Source organism: Nocardiopsis halophila DSM 44494, from assembly GCF_000341245.1.
GTDB classification, from domain to species: Bacteria; Actinomycetota; Actinomycetes; order Streptosporangiales; family Streptosporangiaceae; genus Nocardiopsis_A; species Nocardiopsis_A halophila.
Genome location: NZ_ANAD01000247.1, coordinates 1 through 20,844, shown reverse-complemented (window position 1 = coordinate 20,844; position 20,844 = coordinate 1). Strand labels below are relative to the sequence as shown.

At 72.6% G+C, this 20,844-nt stretch carries 17 protein-coding genes; 8 read left to right on the top strand and 9 right to left on the bottom strand.

Going from position 1 to position 20,844, the window contains the following annotated elements:
• Positions 1-105: 105 nt before the first annotated feature.
• Positions 106-2,181, top strand: coding sequence for a TPR repeat region-containing protein (locus tag D450_RS35795; RefSeq protein WP_449289488.1), 2,076 nt, complete (start codon positions 106-108; stop codon positions 2,179-2,181).
• A 458-nt stretch (positions 2,182-2,639) separates the two neighbouring features.
• On the opposite strand, the gene D450_RS0126285 is transcribed toward D450_RS35795, so the two are convergent.
• Positions 2,640-3,983: a PrsW family intramembrane metalloprotease gene (locus D450_RS0126285; protein WP_017541604.1), complete on the bottom strand. Its 1,344-nt coding sequence runs from the start codon at positions 3,981-3,983 to the stop codon at positions 2,640-2,642.
• Positions 3,984-4,049: 66 nt separating this feature from the next.
• Positions 4,050-5,009, bottom strand: a complete 960-nt coding sequence (locus tag D450_RS0126280; RefSeq protein WP_017541603.1) for a heme o synthase — start codon at positions 5,007-5,009, stop codon at positions 4,050-4,052.
• Positions 5,010-5,442: 433 nt separating this feature from the next.
• Here D450_RS0126280 and tkt point away from each other — a divergent pair, with 433 nt between their 5' ends.
• The 6 genes from tkt (at position 5,443) to pgl (ending at position 13,789) form a co-directional block, all read left to right on the top strand.
• Complete coding sequence (gene tkt / locus D450_RS0126275) at positions 5,443-7,536, top strand: transketolase (protein WP_017541602.1); 2,094 nt, start codon at positions 5,443-5,445, stop codon at positions 7,534-7,536.
• A gap of 78 nt (positions 7,537-7,614) precedes the next feature.
• A complete protein-coding gene (tal, locus tag D450_RS0126270) occupies positions 7,615-8,721 on the top strand; it encodes a transaldolase (RefSeq protein ID WP_017541601.1) in 1,107 nt (368 codons plus the stop codon).
• A gap of 131 nt (positions 8,722-8,852) precedes the next feature.
• On the top strand, positions 8,853-10,460 hold the full coding sequence (locus D450_RS0126265; RefSeq protein ID WP_017541600.1) for a hypothetical protein: 1,608 nt from the start codon (positions 8,853-8,855) through the stop codon (positions 10,458-10,460).
• Between the two features lie 41 nt (positions 10,461-10,501).
• Positions 10,502-12,031 carry a glucose-6-phosphate dehydrogenase gene (gene zwf / locus D450_RS0126260; protein ID WP_026124655.1) on the top strand — a complete coding sequence of 510 codons (1,530 nt, stop codon included), beginning with the start codon at positions 10,502-10,504 and terminating at the stop codon, positions 12,029-12,031.
• Between the two features lie 37 nt (positions 12,032-12,068).
• Entirely contained in the window at positions 12,069-13,007 is a 939-nt protein-coding gene (locus D450_RS0126255; protein ID WP_017541598.1) for a glucose-6-phosphate dehydrogenase assembly protein OpcA, read from the top strand.
• Positions 13,004-13,789 (top strand): 6-phosphogluconolactonase, encoded by a 786-nt coding sequence (gene pgl, locus D450_RS0126250; protein ID WP_017541597.1) that lies wholly within the window; start codon positions 13,004-13,006, stop codon positions 13,787-13,789. Before D450_RS0126255 ends, pgl begins: the two co-directional genes overlap by 4 nt.
• Before the next feature lie 244 nt (positions 13,790-14,033).
• Here pgl and D450_RS0126245 read toward each other — a convergent pair whose 3' ends face one another.
• From D450_RS0126245 to D450_RS0126215, 7 genes are all read right to left on the bottom strand, one after another.
• On the bottom strand, positions 14,034-14,888 hold the full coding sequence (locus D450_RS0126245) for a phosphotransferase enzyme family protein (protein ID WP_017541596.1): 855 nt from the start codon (positions 14,886-14,888) through the stop codon (positions 14,034-14,036).
• Positions 14,889-14,890: 2 nt separating this feature from the next.
• Positions 14,891-15,640, bottom strand: coding sequence for a metallophosphoesterase (locus D450_RS0126240; protein WP_017541595.1), 750 nt, complete (start codon positions 15,638-15,640; stop codon positions 14,891-14,893).
• 78 nt (positions 15,641-15,718) lie between these two features.
• Positions 15,719-16,351, bottom strand: a complete 633-nt coding sequence (locus D450_RS0126235) for a DsbA family oxidoreductase (protein ID WP_017541594.1) — start codon at positions 16,349-16,351, stop codon at positions 15,719-15,721.
• A gap of 83 nt (positions 16,352-16,434) precedes the next feature.
• Positions 16,435-17,007 (bottom strand): DUF1697 domain-containing protein, encoded by a 573-nt coding sequence (locus D450_RS0126230; protein ID WP_017541593.1) that lies wholly within the window; start codon positions 17,005-17,007, stop codon positions 16,435-16,437.
• Positions 17,008-17,044: 37 nt separating this feature from the next.
• Entirely contained in the window at positions 17,045-18,727 is a 1,683-nt protein-coding gene (locus tag D450_RS0126225) for a solute symporter family protein (protein WP_017541592.1), read from the bottom strand.
• A complete protein-coding gene (locus tag D450_RS0126220) occupies positions 18,724-19,134 on the bottom strand; it encodes a DUF485 domain-containing protein (RefSeq protein ID WP_017541591.1) in 411 nt (136 codons plus the stop codon). Before D450_RS0126220 ends, D450_RS0126225 begins: the two co-directional genes overlap by 4 nt.
• A 218-nt stretch (positions 19,135-19,352) precedes the next feature.
• A complete protein-coding gene (locus tag D450_RS0126215) occupies positions 19,353-19,805 on the bottom strand; it encodes a DoxX family protein (RefSeq protein WP_017541590.1) in 453 nt (150 codons plus the stop codon).
• Positions 19,806-20,119: 314 nt separating this feature from the next.
• Here D450_RS0126215 and D450_RS0126210 point away from each other — a divergent pair, with 314 nt between their 5' ends.
• Entirely contained in the window at positions 20,120-20,437 is a 318-nt protein-coding gene (locus D450_RS0126210; RefSeq protein WP_017541589.1) for a hypothetical protein, read from the top strand.
• Positions 20,438-20,844 lie beyond the last annotated feature (407 nt).

Sequence of the window (20,844 nt, the reverse complement as noted above, 5' to 3'; positions counted from 1 at the left end):
GATCCCGCTGACGATTCGGCCGGACGGTTGAGGACGGAGGCGGACAACGCGAAGCAGGCGAAATACGAGGAGTTGAAGTCCAGGGCGAACAAGGCCCTGAACGAAATGGAGGAAAGCGGAGAGGAGATCAATGGAAGACTCACCGAAGGGCCCACACCGGCCAACATCCGGGAATTGATCGACTCCGGAATTCTCGGATGGTCTGCTTATAATTCATCAAGGAATCTCGCCTATGAACCTGTGGGCAAGGATCTCGGCCAGGAGTACGCCGAAAAGCTGGAGCCGTACTGGAACGGCGAGAAGGAGCCCGACGAAGACTACTATTACATGATGTCCATCGTCTCGGGGGTCATCTCCCAGGCGAACGGCCTCAGAAGGGACGGCGAAGGGTACCGGGAGCACCAGGTCGACTTCCTGGAGTCCTTCTTCGGGGAGCTCGACGGCGATATCTCGAACATCTCCCGCGACCTGGACGACGTCGAGAGCCTGTCCGGTGAGGAGAAAGAGGACGTCCGCAGCGTCCTGGGCGGCGGAATCCTGGCTCTCTCCGACGAGAAGATCGGTGGAGGATACGACAGGCTGCCCTCGGAGGTCAGAGAGATCGCCGAGGGCTACCATGACTACGATACGGGCGCCCATCCGCAGAACACCCCTACCGATCAGACGCGCTATGAGGCGTGGGAGAGCGACGCCTACGAACTCAGCCGAATGCTGAACAACGCGCCGGAGACCGGCGGTGTCCCGATGGTCGGGGGTAAGACGTTCTCGGCGCACATGACGACCACCGTCGGCGACGCGATCGGCAGAATCGACCAGGGCGACCTCGAAGCGAGTGAGCAGCCGCAGGACAGGCGACCGGGTTTCGACGGCGAGGGCGTGCTCGAAGACCTGCTCGGAGTGTCGAGCAGGAACGAAGAGGCCAACCATATGGTCCTCACCGGGAAGACCTCTTACGATGGCGCATACGGCGCCGACGGCCTCCCCGACTACGAGCACCCGAACGTGGAGGAACCGGCGACCGTCGCGAACATCTTGGCACACGACTGGCCGGACGGCGGGAAGGCGGCGGCCGGGCTGATCGACTGGATCCCCGACGCCGCCGCCGACGACGATCCCGATCGCCGCCAAATGGCCGGCCACTCGGCCCTTGGACTGATCGACAGCACCACGGGCGATAAAGAGTACGAGGTCATCGTCGAACGCAATGACGATGCACTCGGCGCGAATCCCCATGTCGCCGACTCCATGGCCGACGTCTTCACCACCTATATCGTCGATTTCGGCCGAGACGAGATCGACGGCGAGCCCGCCTTCATGACCGACCAGGAGGACATCGAGCTCTCCGGGGAGCACGGGGAGATCCTGCGGGTGCCCATGGACCAGCGGATTCGCTTCATGGAGCTCATCGCGACCGACCAGGATGCCGCGGTGAAGATGAACGGCGCCGTCAATGCCACGGACGCCGCGATGCTGGACCTGTACTTGAACGACGACGAAGTCGGCCGGAATGTGGCGGGCTCGGTCGCAGGCAACCTGCGCGGCCTGAAGGACGCGGCCGTCTATAACGGCTCTCTTCTCACCGAGGACGACGGCGGACAGGCGGAAGACCGCGTCCATGAGATCTGGAAGCTGGGATGGCAGGCCACGTCGGATGTGACCATCGGCAATATCCCCTTCGTCGGCAGCGGGCTCAGCACCGTCGTCAAGTCGTTCTCCGACTCGTACTGGGACAGCCTGCAACCCGGCCCGTACTCCTACGACGCGATCGTCCAGGACAAGGGCTCTACCGAAGGTGGCGAAAAGAGCGAGCTGGATTTCACGAACACCGGGGACACGTACGTCCGAGCACGAGTCAACCTCATGATCGCCGCCGACCTGGAGGCCCGTGGGGCCGATGTCGATCTGCCCGAGGAAATGTACACGCCGTCCGGTGAGCTCAAGATCCACCCCGAAATGTACGGTAACGAACTCAACCAGACCATGGACGACGTCGAGCGGTCCATCGACGACGCCGGGGCCTGGGAGACCTCGGACCGGTACATCGAGAAGTACGGCGGGGCTTACCGGGACACGCTGGGGGNACCTCGGACCGGTACATCGAGAAGTACGGCGGGTCTTACCGGGACACGCTGGGGTACCGCTCGAACTCCAAGGAAGACCTACTTCATCACCGAGGAATGAAAACTAAGGAAGACGAATAAGAAGCCAACCCCCTCGACCAAAGGAGGAAAAAGATTAAATCACTGGTTGGATCCGTGGGAGGTTTTCTTGTATTCCTTTGCCTATGCGGACTCTGGTACCTATTGGGAACAACATCGGTTGGCCTACGCGATGAAGGGGTTGACGGTGATCCCGTAGCGGTCGAATGCGAGGCCGTGATCAGCGCAGGCCCTCCCGAGGGGCGCTACCTTCCATGGGACATGGCCCGGGAAGGCTACACCGAAGATGCATCAATGATCACGTCGATTTGCAGCGCCACACGGGACAACCGCATCGCCCAGTCGATACTCCTGGCACTCCCGACCACGGTGATCGCGACCCTCACACTCGCCTATGTGATTTTCGGGCCGCCCCCCACCGACAAGCGCCCTCTCCCCTTGAAGGGAGATTCGGCCGAATAATGGCGGCGCTGGAGCGGATCACCGCCCCGGCGGGCCCGGGGGCGGAAAAGGCCCCTGGGGCGGGCCGGGGGGTGGGCCCGGGGGGACCTGGCCGGGGCGTTCGCTCATGCCGCGTTTGGCCTGGGCCTGGGTGATGACGTGGTTGAAGTCCGAGCGCCGCAGGAACCCCGAGTCGGTGGGCGAGGGCGCCCAGGCCGGGGCCGCCGGGCGGGCCACCCGGCCCAGGAAGGCCTCCCGGGCCACGTGCATCAGCGCCAGGAACCCGTCCCGCCGCTCCTGCCACTCCGGCCGGGCCACGCCCCGGTCGAGCCGCTGGTGCAGCAGCGCCAGCTCGGTCGCGGCCAGCTGGTAGTCCTTCATCGCCACCTTGCCGCGCCCCCCGGCGTTGCGCTGGGCCCAGCCGCGCGCCGCCCGGCGCCCCTTGATGGTGCTGAGCATGCGGATGTCGGAGGGGGTCACCAGCCCGGTGGGCACGTACTGCGGCAGGTAGTAGGAGATCGCCCCCACCTGGCGGCGCCGGTCCTGCACCGCGATGGCGATGATCGCCACCAGCACGATGAACAGCAGCCCGTAGGCCGCGCCCACCATGCCCCACCCGAAGACGGTGGAGCCGTTCCAGATGGCGTGCAGCAGCACCGCCGCCCCCCACCCGGCCACCGGCGCCAGCAGCCGCCCGGGGCCCCGGTGCATCGCCGCGTAGGCCACGCCCAGGCCGATCATCGCGGTGTAGAGCGGATGCCCGAACGGGCCGATCAGCCCGCGCAGCACGAAGGTGAACGCCAGCCCGAAGAAGCCCTGCTCGAAGTAGGACGTCAGGAAGTAGAGCACGTTCTCGGTGAAGGCGAAGCCGGTGGCCACCATCGCCGCGTAGGTCACGCCGTCGGTGAAGGAGTCGATCTCGTAGCGGCGCCGCCACAGCAGCACCAGCAGGACCAGCCCCTTGGCGCTCTCCTCCACCAGCGGCGCCAGCACGGTGGTGGTGACGACCTCGCCCATGTCGGCGCCGAAGAACGGCACCGCCCAGATCTCCATGCCCGCGGTGTTGAGGATGAAGGAGGCCCCCACCGCCACACCGGCGCCCCACAGGAACGCGAAGAGCATCATGGAGCGCGGCTCGGGTTCGAGCCGGTCGAGCATCAGGATCAGCGGCACCAGCACCGCCACCGGCACGACCGCGGCGGCCAGGGCGATCAGGAACCCCGCCACCCCGGCCACGCCGCCGGTGGCCAGCCCGGCCAGCAGCAGGTACCCGAGCATGGCCAGGGTGCACAGCACGCTGACGAAGATGCCCACGAACAGGCCGACCGAGCGCCTGCCCGGACGGCGGCCCTCGAGGATGGCTTTGGTGTCCAGACCCGACATGGTGCCCGATGGTAGCGGTTGCGGACCTGCGCGGAAGCGTCGCCGCGCGTCGGAGGGGCACCGCGGTCAGGCCAGCCAGCCCGCCAGGAGGGGGTCGACGGTCACCGCGGTGAACAGCAGCGCCAGGTAGGCGTTGGACAGGTGGAAGAAGCCCATCGTCTTCAGCTGCGCCCCGGTCACCCCCGCGCGGGCCCGCGCCAGCATCCGGTGGGCCTGCACCAGCAGCAGCACGCCCAGCACCACGGACACCGCCAGGTAGAACAGCGTGGTCTGGGCGACCGGCCACAGCAGCACCGAGGTGGCCACGGTGGCCCAGCTGTAGAGCACGCACTCCAGCAGCACCCGGCGGTCGGTGGCCACCACCGGCAGCATCGGCACCTTGGCCGCCGCGTAGTCCTCCCGGTAGCGCATCGCCAGCGCCCAGGTGTGCGGCGGGGTCCAGAAGAAGACCACCAGGAAGAGCACGAACGGCGCCCAGTCCAGGCGCTCGGTGATCGCCGCCCACCCGATGAGCACCGGCATGCACCCGGCGATTCCGCCCCACACCACGTTCTGGGCGGTGCGCCGCTTGAGCAGCAGGGTGTAGACGAAGATGTAGAACAGGATCGCGAAGACCGACAGCGCCGCCGACAGCCAGTTCACCGCCAGAGCGAACCCCGCCGTGGAGCCGATCGCCAGCACCAGCCCGTAGACCAGCGTGCCGCGCGGGGTGACCTGGTGCATGGCCACCGGGCGGCGCTTGGTGCGGCGCATCTCCTTGTCGATGTCGCGGTCGATGTAGCAGTTGAGCGCGTTGGCGCTGGCCGCCGACATGGTGCCGAAGACCAGGGTGGCCGCCGCGGTCCACAGCGGGGGCACGCCCTGGGCCGCCACGAACATGACGGGGATCGTGGTGATCAGCAGCAGCTCGATGACCCGGGGCTTGGACAGCGCGACATAGGCCCGCACATAGGCGCCCAGGGTGGCGCGGCGCCCGGGGCCGCCGTCGGCCTCGCCGTCCGAGGGGGACGACGGCGCGGTGGACATCCGCTCTACGGACAAGGACACGCTGAACCTCGAAGGAAATCGGGATGTTTCTGCTCGCCACGCCGGGGTCAGGGCCGCTCTGCACACCTGCCAAGAGTCCGTAAAACCCCGTCGACGACTTACTGTAGTACTCCCGCGGGCGCGGGCTTGACCGGGGCGCCCCCTGCGGCGCGTCACCGGGCCCGGCCCGCCCCCGGGGGCGACGAGCGCCACGTGACAGAGCGCGTGGCGGCGCGCGCCCGCCCCCGCCGCGGGCGATAGGGTCGTAGGCGGTCATACCAGCCGTGACCGGCCCCGAGGCTCCGGACGCCGGCCCCGGCTGCACTGGCCGCATCCGGCATGGACAACCTCACATTCACGGCACCCCGGCCCTCCCCCAGGCGCCCGGGCGCCGGTCGAATGCGCGAACGCGCGAAAGGAGCCCTGAGCCCGCGTGAACATCGGCAGCTCGAATTCCCTTGAGTGGTCGGACCTCGACCGCCGCTCCGTCGATGTGGTCCGTGCGCTGGCCATGGACGCCGTCGAAGAGGCCGGCTCCGGGCACCCCGGCACCGCGATGAGCCTGGCCCCCGCGGCCTACCTGCTCTACCAGAAGATCATGCGCCACGACCCGGCGCGGCCGGACTGGGTGGGCCGGGACCGCTTCGTCCTCTCGGCCGGCCACTCCAGCCTGACCCAGTACATCCAGCTCTACCTGGCCGGGTTCGGCCTGGAGCTGGACGACCTCAAGCGGCTCCGCCAGTGGGGCAGCCTCACCCCCGGCCACCCCGAGTACGGGCACACCGCCGGCGTGGAGACCACCACCGGGCCGCTGGGCCAGGGCATCGGCAACGCCGTGGGCATGGCGATGGCGGCCCGCCGCGAGCGCGGCCTGTTCGACCCGGACGCCCCCGAGGGCGAGAGCCCCTTCGACCACAACGTCTACGCCATCTGCTCGGACGGCGACGTGGAGGAGGGCGTCAGCCACGAGGCCAGCGCGCTGGCCGGCGTGCAGGAGCTCGGCAACCTCGTGCTCATCTGGGACGACAACCGGATCTCCATCGAGGACGACACCCGCATCGCCTTCTCCGAGGACGTCGCGGCGCGCTACGAGGCCTACGGCTGGCACGTCCAGACCGTCGACTGGGTCTCGGGCGGCTCCTACCACGAGGACGTCGAGGCGCTCTACGCCGCGCTGGAGGCCGCGCGCGCGGAGACCGGCAAGCCGTCCTTCATCCGCCTGCGCACCATCATCGGCTGGCCCGCGCCGAACAAGCAGAACACCGGGGCGATCCACGGCGCCGCCATCGGCGCCGAGGAGGTCGCCGCCACCAAGCAGATCCTGGGCCTGGACCCCGACACCCGCTTCGACGTCCCCCAGGACGTCCTGGAGCACACCCGCGGGGCCCTGGAGCGCGGCCGGCAGGCCCGCGCCGCCTGGCAGGAGTCCTTCGAGGCCTGGCGGTCCGGGGCCGGTGAGCGCGCCGAGCTGTTCGACCGCCTGCAGGCCGGCAAGCTGCCCGAGGGCTGGGAGAAGGCCCTGCCGGTGTTCGAGCCCGACGCCAAGGGCATCGCCACCCGCAAGGCCAGCGGCGAGGTGCTCAGCGCCCTGGCGCCCGAGCTGCCGGAGCTGTGGGGCGGCTCGGCCGACCTGGCCGGGTCCAACAACACCACGCCCAAGGGCCAGCCCTCCTTCCTGCCGGAGAAGGCCGCCAGCGCCATGTTCCCCGGCGACAAGTACGGCCGGGTGCTGCACTTCGGCGTGCGCGAGCACGGTATGGGCTCGGTCGTCAACGGCATCGCCCTGCACGGGCCCACCCGCCCCTACGGCGGCACCTTCCTGGTCTTCAGCGACTACATGCGCCCCGCGGTGCGCCTGGCCGCCCTGATGAAGCTGCCGGTGACCTACGTGTGGACGCACGACTCCATCGGCCTGGGCGAGGACGGCCCCACGCACCAGCCGATCGAGCACCTGTGGGCGCTGCGCGCCATCCCCGGCCTGGACGTGATCCGCCCGGCCGACGCCAACGAGACCGCGGTGGCCTGGCGCACCGTGCTGGAGAACGGCGACCGCCCCTCGGCGCTGGCCCTGACCCGGCAGAACGTGCCCACCCTGGACCGCTCGGAGTTCGGCCCGGCCGAGGGCACGGCCAAGGGCGGCTACGTGCTGGCGGAGGCCTCCGGCGGGGCCCCCAAGGCGATCCTGATCGCCACCGGCAGCGAGGTCGCCATCGCCCTGCAGGCCCGCGAGCGCCTGGAGGCGGCCGGCACGCCCACCCGCGTGGTGTCCATGCCGTGCGTGGAGTGGTTCCAGGGGCAGGACGCCGCCTACAAGGAGAGCGTGCTGCCCTCCGCGGTGCGCGCCCGCGTCTCGGTCGAGGCCGGCATCGCCATGGGCTGGCGCGAGTTCGTCGGCGACGCCGGGGAGTCGGTCTCTCTGGAGCACTTCGGCGCCTCGGCGCCCTACGGCGAGCTCTACGAGCACTTCGGCCTGACCGCCGACGCCGTGGTGGCCGCCGCCGAGAAGAGTGTCGCCAACGCCTCCTAACGCGTCGGGAACGCCCTGGGCCCGGCGCGTGTTGTGCGCGTCGGGCACCCCACCATCGTCGAGGAGTTACGAGCAACCATGACCAACCCGCTCAGCGAGCTCTCCGGGCAGGGGGTCGCGGTCTGGCTGGACGACATCAGCCGCGACCGCCTGCGCACCGGCAACCTGCAGGACCTGATCGAGACCCGCAGCGTGGTCGGCGTCACGTCCAACCCCACCATCTTCGAGAAGGCCCTGGGCGAGGGCGACGCCTACGACGCCCAGCTGCACGACCTGGCCGCCCGCGGCGTCTCGGTCGACGAAGCCGTCCGGGCGCTGACCGGCTACGACATCCGCTGGGCCGCCGACGTGCTGCGCCCGGTGCACGAGCGCACCGAGGGCACCGACGGCCGCGTCTCCCTGGAGGTCGACCCGCGCCTGGCGCGCGACACCGAGCGCACCGTGGCCGAGGCCCGCGCCCTGTGGTGGCTGGTCGACCGGCCCAACCTGATGATCAAGATCCCGGCCACGCAGGAGGGCCTGCCCGCCATCACCCGGGCGGTCGCCGAGGGCATCAGCGTCAACGTCACGCTGATCTTCTCCCTGGAGCGCTACCGCGCCGTCATGCAGGCCTACCAGGACGGCCTGGCCCGCGCGCGGGAGAACGGCCTGGACCTGACCAAGATCCACTCGGTGGCCTCGTTCTTCGTCAGCCGCGTGGACGCCGAGGTCGACAAGCGCCTGGACGCCATCGGCACCCCCGAGGCCAAGGACCTGCTGGGCCGGGCGGCCATCGCCAACGCGCGCCTGGCCTACCAGGCCTACGAGGAGTTCTTCGCCAACGGGGCCTGGAAGGAGCTGGAGGCCGCCGGTGCGCGCCGCCAGCGCCCGCTGTGGGCCTCCACCGGCGTGAAGGACCCCGCCTACACCGACACCCGCTACGTCGACGACCTCGTCGCCCCCGACACGGTCAACACCATGCCGGAGGCCACCCTGGAGGCCGTCGCCGACCACGGGCGCATCACCGGTGACACGGTGCGCGGCGGCTACGACGCCGCGCGCGCGGACATGGACGCCATCGAGGCGGCCGGCGTCGACTTCGCCGACGTGCTGCGCCTGCTGGAGGACGAGGGCGTCGCCAAGTTCGAGAAGTCGTGGGAGCAGTTGCTGGACCGGGTGCGGTCCGCCCTCGGCGGATCCGCATGAGCACGGGGCCGGGGCGCGAGGGCGCCCCGGCCCTTCTTTCTCGCGGGCGCGCACCCGCCCGCTCCAAGGACACCCAGAACACGGGAGAGAGGTCGTCGACGTTGAGCACGCAACCCCGAGTCGAGGAGGCGGTGAGCGCCGGGCTGTCCGTGCGCGTCAGGGGCGCCGCAGCCGGGCCCGCCGCCGAGGCGGTCGCGGCGCTGGCGGCGGACGGCGTGCCGTCGGCCCTGGCCGCCAAGGACAGCACCCTGTGGGGGCCCGCTGCCCAGGAGGAGGCCGCGGTCCGGCTGGGCTGGCTGGACCTGCCGCAGTCCTCCCGGGAGCTGCTGCCGCGGCTGGCCGAGCACGCCCACGAGCTGCGCACGGCCGGGGTGGACCGGGTGGTGCTGGCCGGGATGGGCGGCTCCTCGCTGGCCCCCGAGGTCATCGCGGCCACCCGGGGCGCCGAGCTGACCACCCTGGACACCACCGACCCGGCCCAGGTCCGGGCCGCCCTGGAGGACCGGCTGCACCGCACCGTCGCGGTGGTCTCCTCCAAGAGCGGCGGCACCGTGGAGACCGACAGCCACCGCCGGGCGCTGGAGAAGGCCTTCACCGACGCCGGCATCGACCCGGCCGAGCGGATCGTCGTGGTCACCGACCCCGGTTCGCCGCTGGCCGCCCTGGCCGCGGAGAAGGGCTACACCACCTACCTGGCCGACCCCGACGTGGGCGGCCGCTACAGCGCCCTGTCGGCGTTCGGCCTGGTGCCCTCGGCGCTGGCCGGGGTCGACGTGGAGGCGCTGCTGGACGAGGCCCAGGCGCTGGTGCCGGCCCTGAAGAACGACACCGGCAACCCGGCGCTGCTGCTGGGCGCCGCCATGGGCGCGGCCGGCCGGGACAAGCTGGTGCTGGCCGGGTCCACCCCGGTCGGCCTGGGCGACTGGATCGAGCAGCTGGTGGCCGAGTCCACCGGCAAGCAGGGCACCGGGCTGCTGCCGGTGGTGGCCGAGGGCGCCAACGCCCCCGGCTTCGCCGAGGCCCCCGACACCCTGCCCACCTCCTTCTCCGAGGCCGGGCCCGCCCCCGCCGAGGGCGCGCTGGTGCAGGTCACCGGACCGCTGGGGGCGCAGTTCCTGGCCTGGGAGTACGCCACCGCGATCGCCGGGCGGCTGCTGGGCATCGACCCGTTCGACCAGCCCAACGTGCAGGAGTCCAAGGACAACACCAAGGCCCTGCTGGACGGCGCCGGGGAGCGCCCGCTGCCCGCCGGCGAGCCGCTGTTCACCGAGGGCGCGGTCCAGGTGCACGCCTCGCAGGCCCTGCCCAACGGCGCCCGGGACCTGGAGGGGATGCTGCGCACCCTGCTGGAGGCGGTGCCCGAGGACGGCTACCTGGCCGTGATGGCCTACCTGGACCGGATCGCCGACGCCCCGGCCGCCGGGCTGCGCGCCGAGCTGGCCGACGCCTCCGGGCGGGCGACCACCTTCGGGTGGGGGCCCCGCTTCCTGCACTCCACCGGGCAGTACCACAAGGGCGGCCCGGCCACCGGGGCGTTCCTGCAGATCACCGGGGAGAGCGAGCAGGACCTGGACATCCCGGGCCGGCCCTACTCCTTCGCCCGGCTCCAGTTCGCCCAGGCGCTGGGCGATTTCGGGGCCCTGGACACCCGCGGGCGCCCCGCCGTGCGCCTGCACCTGACCGACCGCGCGGCCGGCCTGGCGCAGATCCGCCGGGCGCTGGCCCGGGTGCGCGGCTGACGGCCCGACCACAGGGGGAGTTCACCATGAAAGAGCCGGTGATGCCGGGGGCGACCCCGAACCCGCTGCGCAGCGAGCTGGACCGGCGCCTGCCCAGGGTCGCCGGGCCCAGCGTGCTGGTGCTCTTCGGGGTCACGGGGGACCTGGCCCGCAAGAAGCTGCTGCCGGCCATCTACGACCTGGCCAACCGGGGGCTGCTGCCGCCCGGCTTCGGCCTGGTCGGGTTCGCCCGGCGGGACTGGGAGCACCAGGACTTCGCCAAGGAGGCCTACGAGGCGGTGCGCGAGCACGCCCGCACCCCCTTCCGCGAGGACGTGTGGCGCCAGCTGAGCGAGGGCGTGCGGTTCGTCCAGGGCGAGCTCCACGACGACGAGGCCTTCGACACCCTCGCCGAGACCGTGCGGGACCTGGACGCCTCCCGGGGCACCGGGGGCAACTACGCCTTCTACCTGTCGCTGCCGCCCAAGCTGTTCCCGACCGTGGTCAAGCAGCTCAAGCGCTCGGGCCTGGCCGAGCCGCGCGACGACTCCTGGCGGCGGGTGATCATCGAGAAGCCGTTCGGCCACGACCTGGAGAGCGCCAAGGAGCTCAACGCGGTGGTGGACGACGTCTTCCCGCCGCAGTCGGTCTTCCGCATCGACCACTACCTGGGCAAGGAGACCGTCCAGAACATCATGGCGCTGCGGTTCGCCAACACGCTCTTCGAGCCGCTGTGGAACCGCGACCTGGTGGACCACGTGCAGATCACCATGGCCGAGGACATCGGGGTGGGCGGCCGGGCCGGCTACTACGACGGCATCGGCGCCGCCCGCGACGTCATCCAGAACCACCTGCTGCAGCTGCTGGCGCTGGTGGCGATGGAGGAGCCGGTGTCGTTCTCGGCCGACGCGATCCGCGCCGAGAAGGAGAAGGTGCTCTCGGCGGTGCGGCTGCCCGACGACCTGGCCGCGGGCACCGCCCGGGGCCAGTACGCGCCCGGGTGGCAGGGCGGCGCGGAGGTCGGCGGCTACCTGCAGGAGCAGGGCATCCCCGACGACTCCACCACCGAGACCTACGCGGCGCTGCGCCTGGAGGTCAACACCCGGCGCTGGGCGGGGGTGCCGTTCTACCTGCGCACCGGCAAGCGGCTGGGCCGCCGGGTCACCGAGGTGGCCCTGGCCTTCCGCCGCACGCCCAACCAGGTCTTCAGCCAGGTCGACACCGAGGACATGGGGCAGAACGCGCTGGTGCTGCGCATCCAGCCCGACGAGGGCGTGACCATGCGGTTCGGGTCCAAGGTGCCCGGCGCCGCCATGGAGGTGCGCGACGTGACCATGGACTTCACCTACGGCCAGTCGTTCACCGAGGCCAGCCCGGAGGCCTACGAGCGGCTCATCCTGGACGTGCTCATCGGCGACCCGCCGCTCTTCCCGCGCCAGCAGGAGGTGGAGCTGTCCTGGGAGATCCTGGACCCGGTCGAGGAGTTCTGGGCCGGGCAGGGCCGCCCCGAGCCCTACACGTCGGGGACCTGGGGGCCGGAGTCGTCCGACGCGATGCTGGCCCGCGAGGGGCGCCAGTGGCGGCGCCCGTGACCGCGCCGGCGGGCGCCCCGAGGACGGAGGACCACCGATGACGATGTACCTTCCGCGCACCGACACCTCGCAGATCACCGAAGCGCTGGCCCAGGAGCGGCACAGCATCGGCGGCGGCGCGATGAACATGGTGCTCACCCTGGTGATCGTGACCGACGAGGCCGACCACTACGACGCGGTGCGCGCGGCCACCGAGGCCGGGCGCGAGCACCCCTCCCGGATCATCGCGGTGATCCGGCGGGACCCCGACGCCGAACCGGCCATCGACGCCGAGATCCGCCGCCCCGGCACCTCGGGGCCGGGCGAGGCGCTGCTGCTGCGGCTGTACGGCCCGCTGGGCGGGCACGCCGACTCGGTCATCACCCCGCTGCTGGTGCCCGACGCGCCGGTGGTGGCCTGGTGGCCGGGCGCGGGCCCGGCCGAGCCCGCCGCCGACCCGGTGGGGCGCCTGGCGCACCGGCGGATCACCGACGCGCTGCGCGCGCCCGACCCGCTGCCCGACCTGCTCGGGCGCATCGCCCACTACCGGCCCGGCGACACCGACCTGACCTGGACCCGGCTCACCCCGTGGCGCTCGATGCTGGCCAGCACCATGGACCACCCCTCCGGGTGGGTGACCGCGGCCGAGGTGCAGGCCGAGGACCACTACCCCAGCGCCGACCTGCTGGCGGCCTGGCTGTCCCAGCAGCTGGACGTGGAGGTGGAGCGCACCGTCTCCAACGGCCCCGGCATCACCGGCACCCGGCTGGTGACCGAGGACGGGGACATCGCCCTGCGCCGCCACGACGGGCGGGTGGCCACGCTCTCCCGCCCGGGGCAGCCCGACCAGGCGGTGGCCCTGGCCCGCCGGCGCGCCTCCGAGGCCCTCGCCGAGGAGCTGCGCCGCCTGGACCCGGACCTGATGTACGAGAGGACCGCGACATTTCTGAGGGACAAGGCCCTGAAGGACACGGCGCCGGCGGAGGCGGGGCGGTGAGCGCCCCGTCCGTCGTGGTGCACCCCGACGCCCGGCTGCTCGCCCAGGCGGTGGCGGCGCGGGTGGTCACCCGCCTGGTGGACGCCCAGGCCGCCACCGGGTCGGCATCGATCGTGCTGACCGGCGGCGGGATCGGCATCGCCGTGCTCACCGAACTCGCCCAGGCCCCGGCGCGGGACGCCGTGGACTGGTCGGCGGTGGACGTGTGGTGGGGCGACGAGCGCTTCCTGCCCGAAGGCGACCCCGAACGCAACGAGACGCAGGCGCGCGAGGCGCTGCTGGACCGGGTGGGCGTGGACCCCGAGCGGGTGCACCCGATGCCGGCCTCCGACGGCGAGGACGGGGCGGTGCCCGAGCCGGGCGCCGAGCGCTACGCCGAGCTGCTGCGCGCGGCCTCGCGGCCCGAGGACCACGCCGACGCGCCCGCGTTCGACGTGTGCCTGCTGGGGATCGGCCCGGACACGCACGTGGCCTCGCTCTTCCCCGAGCAGCCGGCGCTCTATGAGGACGAGCGCACGGTGGTGGCGGTGCACGGCGCGCCCAAACCGCCGCCGACGCGGGTGTCCCTGACCTTCCCGGCCATCCGGTCGGCGAAGGAGGTGTGGGTGCTGGCCTCGGGCGAGGGCAAGGCCGAGGCGGTGCGCCTGGCGCTGGACCCGGAGGCCGGGGAGGTCCAGGTGCCCGCGGCGGGCGCCCGGGGCCGCTCGCGCACCCTGTTCCTGGTGGACCGGGCAGCGGCCGCCAAGCTCCCCGAGGGGATCAGCGGCCCGGGGCTGATGTAGCCCCGGTGGCGCCGGACGGCCGGTGCCGCGCGTGTGCGCGGCACCGGCCGTCGGTGTACCGGTGCCGACCGCGTCGATGGGACCGGCGGACGCGCGCTGGCACCACGAGGATCCCCGATCGCGATGCGCCGCAGAGCACGATGTGCGGTGTCGCCGAAACCCGCCGGCACGACCACCGCGCAGAGGGTCCGGAGCGTTTCCAGAACCCACCATGGTCCCCGGGCCGACAAGTCCGGGCGCCCCCTCACCCCAGAAGGGCCTCCAGCATGAGGTCGCGGTTGTCCTTGAGCCACTGCTTGCGGCGCAGGATGACCTCGCCCACGCCCTCGTCCCACATGCGGGCCCACCCGCCTCCCAGCCGCTCGGCGGAGGCCTTCATCCGCACCCACGAGGAGTCGCAGCGCACGATCGCCAGGTCGGGCATGGCCTCGCGGTCCCGCTCCCCCAGGCCGTAGGCGTCGGCGAGGATCCGGACCCGCCCCAGGCGCTCCGCATCGCCGCGCACCGGCCAGTCCGGGTGGACGTCCTCCGGTGCGCCCAGGGGCGCCCAGTGCATGGCCGTGTTGTAGACGTCGAGCAGCCGCGTGCCCGGACCGGCCATGTCGAAGTCGATGAGGGCCGCCGCGCGCCCGTCGCGCACGACCACGTTCTGCGGGGTCACGTCCAGGTGGCAGACCAGCTCCGGCTCCGGGTCGGGGACGGGCACCTCCACAGGGACCAGCTCCCGGCGCCACACCCCGCCGTCGGGGGCGGCGAACCCGGTGCCGGCCAGGAACCCCTCCGAGGCGTCGTGCAGACGCCGCAGCAGCTCCCCCACCGACGCCAGGAGCGCGGGGTCGGCCGCCCACGGCTCCGGCGGGGTGCCCGGCACGTCGCCCTCGACGTAGGTGAGCACGTCGCGGCCGTCCTCGTCCCGGCCCAGGAAGCGCGGTGCCCCGGAGAACCCGGCCCGCTCCAGGTGGTCCAGGTAGGCGGCGACGGCCGGGCTCTGCGGCTGGGCCGGGCGGCGGACCGTGCCCCCGGACCGCACCACCCCCTCGGTGACGTCGCCGGGCGCCAGCGCGGCCTCGGGACCGTCCGGTCCGGTGTAGCGGCGCATCCTCACACCGCCCGGTAGTGGGTGGTCACCCGGCCGTCGGCGCCGATGTGGTGGAAGGCGATCATCACCGGCGCCTCGTGCGCGCCGCCGGCGCCGCCGGCGCCGTCCGCGGGCTCCCAGTCGGTGCGCAGGGTGGAGGCGACCGCCGGGGCCACCAGCAGCGGCCGGCCCGCGAACGTGGTGGCCGCGGCCGAGTGCACGTGGCCGCAGAGCATCGCCACCACCTGCGGTCGGCGGCCCACCAGCTCGGCCAGGCGCTGCTCGCCGCGCTGGCGGATCGGGTCGGTGTCGTCCGAGCCCAGCTCCACCGGCGGGTGGTGGAAGGCCAGCACCACCGGGGTGTCGGCGGGGGTGCGCCGCAGCTCGGCCTCCACCGTGTCCAGGGTGTCCTCCTCCAGGCGCCCCCAGGGCTCCTCGGGCACCGAGGTGTCGCAGGTGATGACGGTGGCGCCGGGGAGGTGGTGGACCCGGTCGAGCGGGCCGGGCCCGGACGCCTCGTCCAGCAGGTGCTCGCGCAGGGCCGCGCGCACGTCGTGGTTGCCGGGGCACACCAGCAGCGGCACGGCGCAGCGCAGCGTCCGGCGCGCCTGCGCGTACTCCTGCGCGGTTCCCTTGTCGGCGACGTCGCCGGTGTGCACCACCGCGTCGACGGTGCGCATCCGCGCGATGTAGTCCATCGCGCGGCGCGCGCGCTCGGCGCTGCGCTCGCCGCCGTCGAAGTGGGTGTCACTGATGTGAGCGAGGACGGGCATCGTCCCTCCCGAGGGGGTGCAGGGTCAGTGCACACGATTCTGCCCCCGCCCGCCGGGCGTGCACCTGTGGGGGACCGCTCAGTCCCGTTCTTCCCAGGCCTTCTGCAGGACCTCGGCAAAGACGTCGGAGGGCTGGGCGCCGGACACCCCGTAGCGCTCGTCGACGACGAAGAAGGGAACGCCCGAGGCGCCCAGCTCGCGGGCCCGCTCGGCGTCCTCGCGCACACGGTCGGCGTAGCGGTCCCCGTCCAGGACCTGCCGCGCCTCCTCGGCCTCCAGCCCCGCCTTCTCCGCCAGCAGCACCAGCGCGTCGCGGTGGAAGACGTCGGCGCCCTCGCCGAAGTAGGCGGCGAAGAGGGCCTCGACCGCCTCCCGCTGGACGCCCCGCTCCTTGGCCAGGTGCAGCAGCCGGTGGGCGTCGAGGGTGTTGGCGTGCGGGCGGTCGCCGGTGAAGGGCAGCCCCTCCCGCTCGGCGTTGGCGGCCACGCCTTCGTCGGCCGCGCGGGCCTGCTCGGCCGTCATGCCGTACTTGGCGGCGAGCGCTTCGAGCATGGGGGCGGGCTCCCGGGGCGCCGAGGGGTCGAGCTGGAAGCTGTGGAACTCCACCTCCACCTCGTCGGCGTGCTCGAAGGCCTCGAGCGCGCGCTCGAAGCGCGCCTTGCCGATATAGCACCACGGGCAGACGATGTCGGACCAGATGTCGACGCGCACGGCTTCGGACTCTCCTCGCTGTATGGGACTCCGGGCGCGTCCCCGCGCGCCCGCGAACAGCCCGAACATCCGCATGGGGCGGGCTATTCCGCCTCTCCGGCGCGCACGGCCTCCAGCAGGCGCAGCACGGTGCGCCAGTTGCGTCCGGTGGCGGTGCGCCCGCGCAGCGCCCGCTCGACCAGGCCGGGGAGCCGGGCGTCGCGCAGCCCGTCGGGCAGGGAGAGGTAGACCTCCCGCTCCCCTGGGGCCATGGCCTCGGAGGCGCGGGCGGCGGTGCCGGTTCCGGCCAGTTCGGCCAATGCGGCCAGGTCGGCGGCGTCGAGCGGCCCGTCCAGGAACAGGACGAGGAAGCGCGCGGGGTCGCCGACCTCCAGCGGGTTGGCCTCGACGGCGGCGGCCAGCTGCACCTCGTCGCGCAGGACCGCCTCGACGGCGAAGCCGAAGCGCTCCCGCAGCGCCTCCTCCAGCTCGGCCTTGAGCGCGCCGGGGTCGCCGCCGCTCCCGGGGCGCGCGGTGAAGGCCGCGTTGCCGCTCTGCAGGAGGGTGGCCGCCCCGGTGTGCCCGAGGCCGGCCAGCACCTGCCGCAGGTCGGCCATGGGGACCCTGCGCCGGCCACCGACGTTGACGCCGCGCAGCAGCGCCGCATAGCGAGTCATACCGGTGATGGTCCCACGCGGTTCGGACACGCGCCGCTCAGTTGGCCCCCAGACCGGTCAGGGCGCGCAGGCGCATCTCGCGGAAGCGGGCCCCGTCCTTCTCCCCCGAGGCCAGCGAGCCCACCACGGCGAAGAGGAAGCCCAGCGGGATCGCCACCAGGCCGGGGTTCTCCAGGGGGAAGAGCTGGACGTCCACCCAGGCCGGCAGCAGCGACAGGTTCTCCCCCGTCACCGGGTCGGTCTTGCCCGAGACCACCGGGGAGAGCAGCACCAGCACCAGCGAGGAGCCGAGCCCGCCGTAGACGCCCCACTCCACGCCCTTGGTGTTGAACCGGCGCCAGAACATGGTCAGCACGATCACCGGCAGGTTGGCCGCGGCCGCGATCGCGAAGGCCAGGCCCACCAGGAAGGCGACGTTGAGGTGCTGGGCACGCACCGCGAGCAGGATCGCCACCGCGCCCACGAGCAGCGCGGAGAACCGGGCGACCCCCACCTCCTGGGACTCCTTGGGGCGGCCCCACATGAGGATGTGCCCGAAGAAGTCGTGGGCCATGGACGAGGAGGAGGCCAGGGTGAGGCTGGCGATCACCGCGAGGATGGTGGCCAGCGCCACCGCGGAGACGAAGGCCAGCATCAGCGCCGCCCCCACCGGCCCGGCCGCCAGGCGGCCCAGCTCCTGGGCCAGCTGGGGCACGGCGGCGTTGCCGGAGGGGTCCTGGGCGGCGATGGCCTCCGGCCCCACCAGCGCCGCCGCGCCGAACCCCAGCGCCAGCGTCATCAGGTAGAACACACCGACCAGCACGATGGTGCGCTTGACCGAGGCGCGGGCGGCCCGCCCGTCGGGGACGGTGTAGAAGCGGATGAGGATGTGCGGCAGCGCGGCCGTGCCCAGTACCAGGGCCAGGCCCAGGCTGAACAGGTCGAGCTGGTTGAACAGGCTCTGCCGGGGGTCGCCGGCCACCTCGACGCCGAACAGCCGCCCGGGCTCCAGGAAAGCCTGGCCCTGCCCGCTGTTCTCGGCGGCCCGGGTCAGCAGCGCGCTCACGTCGAACCCGAACACCGCCAGCACCATCACCGTCATCACGCCGGTGGCGGCCAGCAGCAGCCAGGCCTTGACGATCTGCAGCCAGGTGGCGGCCTTCATGCCGCCGTACATGATGTAGACCACCATGAGCACGCCGACCCCGACGATGGCGGCGGTGCGGGTCTGCTCGCCGGTCAGCCCCAGGAAGGTGCCGCCGCGGTCGATGCCCAGGAGCATGGTCACCAGCGCCCCCGCGCCGACCATCTGGGCGATCAGGTAGACCACGCTCACCGTGACGGTGGAGGTGGTGCAGGCCAGCCGAACCCGCATCCGCCGCATCCGGAAGGCGGGCAGGTCGGCCATGGTGAACCGGCCGCAGTTGCGCATCAGCTGGGCCATGGGCAGCACGAGCAGCCAGGCCACCAGGAAGCCGATGGAGTACAGGAAGCCGTCGTAGCCGTTGAGGGCGATGAGCCCGGCGATGCCCAGGAAGGAGGCGGCCGACAGGTAGTCGCCGGTCAGGGCCAGCCCGTTCTGGGTGCTGCTGAATCCGCGGCCGCCGGCGTAGTAGTCGACGGCGCCCTTGGTGCTGCGCCGCGCCCGGACCGTGATGGCCAGGGTGACGGCGATGAACACCCCGCACAGCGCCAGCGTCCAGGCGTGCGCGGTGTCGATGCCCTGCGCTACGGCCGTCACGGGCGCACCACCCGCCCCTCGCGGGCCAGGGCCGCGGCGCGGGCCTGCTCGGCGTCGGCGCGGATCTCCTCGGCCAGCGGGTCGAGCCGGTGCTCGGCGTACCAGACGAAGAGCCAGGCGAGCAGGAAGGTGGTGGCGAACTGCCCGACGCCCAGCAGCAGGCCCACGTTGACCGCCCCGGCGACCGGGACGGCCATCAGCCCGCGGGCGTAGACCGACAGCACCAGGTAGGCCATGTACCAGCCCAGGAACACCGTGATGAGCAGCACCGACTGCACCGCGAACCGGCGGCGCAGCCGGACGAACCGCTCGTCGGCGGCCAGCCGCGAGGCCCGCTGCGCCGGCGGCCCTCCCCCGCCGTCTTCGGCGGGCGCCGGGCCCACCGCCCCCTCCTCCAGATACCGCACCGCTGCTCCTCCCCCGAGAACGTCGAGATCGGCGCCGCGGCGTCCGCGGGTCCGGCTCTCCCCCCGCCCCGCGGACGCGCCCCATGCCGCGGCGCCCGGTGGTGGCCCACCATAGACAGCCGACCGGTCAGAGGAGGGCGGAACTCCGAAACCGCCCCACCGGACGCCCGAAGAATGGGGATTCGTTCACGGGTGCCCTGATGGGGCGGCGGATCCGCTCAGGAGGCGGCGGGGACCGCCTCGGGGCTGCGCTCCCGGCCCCAGGGCAGCAGCCGGTCCAGGGCGAAGCGGCCGCCGCTGAAGCCCAGCGCGAGCGCGGCCGCGCCGAGCACGAGCGGGAACTCGTAGCCGCCCTCGCCGGTCAGGCCCGCCGAGGCGTGCACGAAGAGGACGGCGCCGGCCATCTGCAGGGCCAGCAGCACGCCGGCCACGGGCTGGAGCAGGCCGGCGATGAGCAGGGCGCCGCCGCCGAGCTCGACGGCGATGGCGAACAGGGCCGCGGCCTGGGGCGCGGGCACACCCATGCCCTCCATCATCCCGGCGGTCCCGGACAGCCCCATGCCGACCTTCTGCCAGCCGTGGGCGATGAAGACGACGCCCACGGCGATGCGGGCGATGAGTGCGGTGACGTCGGCCGCCGGGCGCATCGCCCGGCCGGTGAATGCGTTCATCGTCTCTCGGTGTTCCCTGTCTGCCGCTCAGGGGCGGCCTCGGTTCCGGACGGAGTGGTGACGCCGCGCGACGGCGCGGCGCCGGAGCATCATCAAACCAGAAAACATCTTCCTGGGAAACGGTCCACGGCGTGACGTCCGCCATGCAGGACCGCCCGAGCGCGCCGGCGAGCCGGGCCGGCGCCCGCGATCCACTAGGCTTCCGTGCGGGCGTGCCGCGCGGGGAATCCCGCGCGAACCCCGAGACCAGCGCATCGAACACGTGTATGATTCGGGCGTCCGTACCCATCCCGAACCGAAGGGACGCCACCGCCGTGGTCACCGAGGTCTTCACGCGCAAGTATTGCGATCCGCACGCCGTCCGCGACGAGAAGGTCGAGGCGACTGAGGTCGTTCAGTTCGCCTGGGAGGGCCAGGTGCGCGAGGTCGACGCCTGCGATGAGTGCAAGAAGGAGCACGACTCCCGCTACGAGCCGCTCGTCGACTACTCCCGCCCCGTGAAGAAGCGCCGCACCAAGAAGTCCGAGCCGGCCAAGGCCGGGAGCGCCTCCGCCGCCTCCTCCTCGAACGACTCGGGTGATTCGGGTGACTCGGGCGCCGACTCCTCCGACGAGGAGTCCGCCGACGCCTGACCGGGCACCCACCCGGCCTCGCCGCGGGGGCCCACGCCCCTGCGGCGAAACTCCGGCCGCGCCCATCGGAGCGGCCACTCCGCCTCCCCGCCCGTGGAGGCGCGCGCAGCCGCGGGCCGCCCTCCCCAGCGCACACACTCCCCCGCGACGAGCCCGAGCCCCCGGTGCGGCACCCGGCCACGGCTCCGCCGCCCCTTTCCAGACGGTTCTCTCCAGACGACGGCGCCCGCTGGAGTGACGCGACTTTCGGCGCCCGTGCCCACCATGGGCGGGCGCCCTGAGCTCGGCGCCCCACACGGCAGCACTACCGGCCACAGGGCATTCGGATGACCCGGAATGTCGGCAGCGACGGCCCGGCCGGTGCCAGGGGAAAGGCGGCGACGAAGCGGGGTGGTTCCCCGGGGTTG

Excerpts from the sequence above, each read along its gene's own strand:
- D450_RS0126285 (WP_017541604.1), bottom strand. The coding sequence starts at position 3,983 with ATGTCGGGTCTGGACACCAAAGCCATCCTCGAGGGCCGCCGTCCGGGC.
- D450_RS0126280 (WP_017541603.1), bottom strand. The coding sequence starts at position 5,009 with ATGTCCACCGCGCCGTCGTCCCCCTCGGACGGCGAGGCCGACGGCGGC.
- tal (WP_017541601.1), top strand. The coding sequence starts at position 7,615 with ATGACCAACCCGCTCAGCGAGCTCTCCGGGCAGGGGGTCGCGGTCTGG.
- zwf (WP_026124655.1), top strand. The coding sequence starts at position 10,502 with ATGCCGGGGGCGACCCCGAACCCGCTGCGCAGCGAGCTGGACCGGCGC.
- D450_RS0126255 (WP_017541598.1), top strand. The coding sequence starts at position 12,069 with ATGACGATGTACCTTCCGCGCACCGACACCTCGCAGATCACCGAAGCG.
- D450_RS0126245 (WP_017541596.1), bottom strand. The coding sequence starts at position 14,888 with ATGCGCCGCTACACCGGACCGGACGGTCCCGAGGCCGCGCTGGCGCCC.
- D450_RS0126240 (WP_017541595.1), bottom strand. The coding sequence starts at position 15,640 with ATGCCCGTCCTCGCTCACATCAGTGACACCCACTTCGACGGCGGCGAG.
- D450_RS0126230 (WP_017541593.1), bottom strand. The coding sequence starts at position 17,007 with ATGACTCGCTATGCGGCGCTGCTGCGCGGCGTCAACGTCGGTGGCCGG.
- D450_RS0126215 (WP_017541590.1), bottom strand. The coding sequence starts at position 19,805 with ATGAACGCATTCACCGGCCGGGCGATGCGCCCGGCGGCCGACGTCACC.